Source organism: Mesorhizobium sp. USDA 3734 (assembly GCF_056279665.1).
In genome coordinates this window covers 7,630,001-7,633,674 of the sequence record NZ_JBWCCW010000001.1, presented here as the reverse complement: position 1 = coordinate 7,633,674, position 3,674 = coordinate 7,630,001, and the positions used below count along the sequence as shown (strand labels likewise).

The 3,674-nt window shown below is 56.5% G+C and carries 2 protein-coding genes, 1 tRNA gene and 2 rRNA genes (1 of these 5 cut by a window edge); all 5 read right to left on the bottom strand.

All coding sequences use genetic code 11. From position 1 onward, the window contains the following. Nucleotides 1–199: 199 nt before the first annotated feature. On the bottom strand, nucleotides 200–511 hold the full coding sequence (locus ACZ89F_RS36690) for a type II toxin-antitoxin system RelE/ParE family toxin (protein ID WP_476097183.1): 312 nt from the start codon (nucleotides 509–511) through the stop codon (nucleotides 200–202). A gap of 3 nt (nucleotides 512–514) precedes the next feature. Beyond that, the gene (locus ACZ89F_RS36685) at nucleotides 515–781 is read right to left on the bottom strand and encodes a type II toxin-antitoxin system ParD family antitoxin (protein WP_476097181.1); all 267 of its coding nucleotides are present in this window, start codon (nucleotides 779–781) and stop codon (nucleotides 515–517) included. A 726-nt stretch (nucleotides 782–1,507) separates the two neighbouring features. Further along, nucleotides 1,508–1,584 (bottom strand) — tRNA-Met (locus ACZ89F_RS36680). Between the two features lie 181 nt (nucleotides 1,585–1,765). Further along, a 5S ribosomal RNA gene (rrf, locus tag ACZ89F_RS36675) occupies nucleotides 1,766–1,880 on the bottom strand. Nucleotides 1,881–2,034: 154 nt separating this feature from the next. Then, nucleotides 2,035–3,674, bottom strand: a 23S ribosomal RNA gene (locus tag ACZ89F_RS36670) (it continues 1,182 nt past the right edge of the window).

Here is a 3,674-nt window from a genome sequence, read left to right as displayed (position 1 = left end):
AGTGATGTTTTTTCGATTTCTCGTGGAGTTATCCACGGGGCCGAAATTCGTGAGCTGGCTTGGCTGAATTGTGAGGGTGTTCTGCCGCCAACCATTCCCGTGATACGCCCCGAAATCTCGGCGCTGAGCGTGCATCATCGGCCTGAAAAAAGCTGTTGCGCCTCGATGGCCGCAGAGCAATTCCCTACCGGAGCGTCATTTAGAGCCGGTCCTCGAGCAATTCCGGCGTGATGTTCCGGCCAGCGTAAAAGATGCCCAAGATCAGCACCCGCTCGCCCTCGACGGCAAAGGCAATGCTGACGGCACGCCGGTAACCGACAATCCGCAGCCTAGCCGTGATCTCGACCCGCTGGGTGCCCCGCTGTGGAAAAGTCGACAGACCGAGACAATGGTCGCGGATACCCGCAATGAAATTCCAGGCGATCGCCGGCGACGCCCGTCGGGCTATATCATCGTAGAGTTGCTCCAGCTCGGACTCCGCCTTGGGGTGGAAGACAATCTGGTACTCCATCCCCTACTTGGCTTTCGCCTGCTTGGAGCGTTGACGCGCCTCCAGCCGAGAGAAGACCGTGTCGGCAGGGATGCCCTTCGTCGGATCCTGCCGGAGTTCAGCCAGGCGCCCCGGGATCTCCTCGCGCAGCCATTTCTCCCGCTCCGCCTCGAAATCCTCGAGCATGCGCAAGCCCGCACGGACAACCTCGCTGGCATTGTTGTAGCGACCCGATTCGAGCTGCTTCCTGATGAAGCTCTCATAGTGGTCATTCAAAGCGTAATTTGGCATTGGCAACCTCCTGCAGGGAATATGGGAGCGATCCGCGATCATAGCAATAGATATCAACTATTAGCAATATTGGCTGATTCGGCTGCCATACCTTGTCGCCATTCATCTCGGAGAATCGCTCCGTCGTCTGATTCGGAATGATCGAGGCGTCGCTTCAGCGTCCTAACGCCGCTTGACAAGGGCACTTGCGGCTATTGCCGCGTGACACGCCCGGCCTGCTGGCGCGATCAAGGATCCATGCGCAAGCCGATACTCCCGGTCGTCACTCGCTGTCGTGGCTGGCCACAAAAGCCGGCCGATAGAAAAAACACCCGCTAGATTCATTTCGTATTTCGTTGCAAGCCACCCACCGACATCACCGATGCCTGGCACGAGATCGGCTTGCATTGTTTCTCTGCCGTGGATTTGGCTTATGCGGCGCTGCCGGCGCTTGGAGCGCTTCAATCCGCGGGGGTGGTCTTGCCGGCGCTCTGAATGCAAACGCCCGCGGGCATCGCTACGAGCGTTTGATATTCGGCTGGCCGAGGATGGTTAGGCTGGATACAAAAACGGCCCGCCGGCTTGGTGCCAGGCGGGCTGTTATTGAGTCTGGTTGGGGGGACAGGATTTGGTTTTTGTCCCGCAGCGTCGGCTTGGCCTGCTTGCGGGCCGCTGAGCCAGGGCAGATCGATGGCCACCACAGCCGAATATCAAAACGGCCCGCACGCGGCGGGCCGTTTTGATATTTGGTTGCGGGGACAGGATTTGAACCTGTGACCTTCAGGTTATGAGCCTGACGAGCTACCGGGCTGCTCCACCCCGCGTCACCTCTAGGCAAGCGTTTGCTTGCGTTCCTAGGCAAGCACTTGCTTGCTTTATTGGACGTAAGCCGAGGCCTACAAATAGGTAGATGGCTTACCAACTGAAAGGGCCGCTTTCGCGGCCCGTGGTTTCCCGATTGGCGGGCCTTTTCGTAGAGAGAAGATTTCAACGTGCGTTTAGCAGACCTGGCAGCGACCTACTCTCCCGCGTCTTGAGACGAAGTACCATCAGCGCTGGAGCGTTTCACGGCCGAGTTCGGAATGGGATCGGGTGCAGCCGCTCCGCCATAACCACCAGGTCGGCAAAACGCACGTTGTTCGAGAAGCTTTTTGAGCGAATAGCAATGAGAGAGTAGCGAATAGGGAGATCCCCATCCTGATGCTCTCTCGGAGCTTATCGCTGGTCTTTGTTGTGCCATCCACCGTGTTTCACGATGGGCACAAGGAATGAGAACGATCAAGCCGATCGAACTATTAGTACCGGTAAGCTTCAAGCGTTGCCGCTCTTCCACACCCGGCCTATCAACGTGGTCGTCTTCCACGGTTCTCAGGGAATACTCGTTTTAAGGTGGGTTTCCCGCTTAGATGCCTTCAGCGGTTATCCCGTCCGGATATAGCTACCCTGCTATGCGGCTGGCGCCACAACAGGTCCACCAGAGATCCGTCCATCCCGGTCCTCTCGTACTAGGGACAGATCCTTTCAATATTCCTACACCCACGGCAGATAGGGACCGAACTGTCTCACGACGTTCTGAACCCAACTCACGTACCGCTTTAAATGGCGAACAGCCATACCCTTGGGACCTGCTCCAGCCCCAGGATGCGATGAGTCGACATCGAGGTGCCAAACAACCCCGTCGATATGGACTCTTGGGGGTCATCAGCCTGTTATCCCCGGCGTACCTTTTATCCGTTGAGCGATGGCCCTTCCACGCGGGACCACCGGATCACTATGACCGACTTTCGTCTCTGCTCGACTTGTCAGTCTCGCAGTCAGGCAGGCTTATGCCATTGCACTCAGCGAACGATTTCCGACCGTTCTGAGCCCACCATCGCGCGCCTCCGTTACTCTTTAGGAGGCGACCGCCCCAGTCAAACTACCCACCATACATTGTCCCGGACCCGGATAACGGGCCGCGGTTAGACATCCATAGTAATAAGGGTGGTATTTCAAGGGTGGCTCCACCTGAGCTGGCGCCCAGGTTTCAAAGCCTACCACCTATCCTACACATGCCACTACGAATGCCAATGTAAAGCTATAGTAAAGGTGCACGGGGTCTTTCCGTCTAACCGCAGGAACCCCGCATCTTCACGGGGAATTCAATTTCACTGAGTCTATGCTGGAGACAGCGGGGAAGTCGTTACGCCATTCGTGCAGGTCGGAACTTACCCGACAAGGAATTTCGCTACCTTAGGACCGTTATAGTTACGGCCGCCGTTTACTGGGGCTTCGATTCAGAGCTTGCACCCCTCCTCTTAACCTTCCAGCACCGGGCAGGCGTCAGACCCTATACGTCGTCTTGCGACTTCGCAGAGCCCTGTGTTTTTGATAAACAGTCGCTACCCCCTGGTCTGTGCCACCCTCCTCCACTTGCGTAGAAAAGGGTCACGCTTCTTCCGAAGTTACGCGTGCAATTTGCCGAGTTCCTTCAGCATAGTTCTCTCAAGCGCCTTGGTATACTCTACCAGACCACCAGTGTCGGTTTCGGGTACGGTTTATAAGGAGGAGCTATTTCCTGGAACCACGCAGCAGCCCGTTCAATCCGATAAGATTGGACTACCTCAATGATCCGTCACTACCTCCAAGCCCACGAATATTAACGTGGTTCCCATCGACTACGCGTTTCCGCCTCGTCTTAGGGGCCGGCTAACCCTGCTCAGATTAGCTTTAAGCAGGAACCCTTGGTCTTTCGGCGGGGGAGTCTCTCACTCCCCTTACGTTACTCATGTCAGCATTCGCACTTCTGATACCTCCACCACCCCTCACGGGTATGGCTTCATCAGCTTACAGAACGCTCCGCTACCGCTTGGCCCTTGCGGACCAAACCCTAAGCTTCGGTGTATGGCTTTAGCCCCGTTACATTTTCGGCGCA

Coding starts and splice junctions, on each gene's coding strand:
- ACZ89F_RS36690 (WP_476097183.1), bottom strand. CDS start 511: ATGGAGTACCAGATTGTCTTCCACCCCAAGGCGGAGTCCGAGCTGGAG.
- ACZ89F_RS36685 (WP_476097181.1), bottom strand. CDS start 781: ATGCCAAATTACGCTTTGAATGACCACTATGAGAGCTTCATCAGGAAG.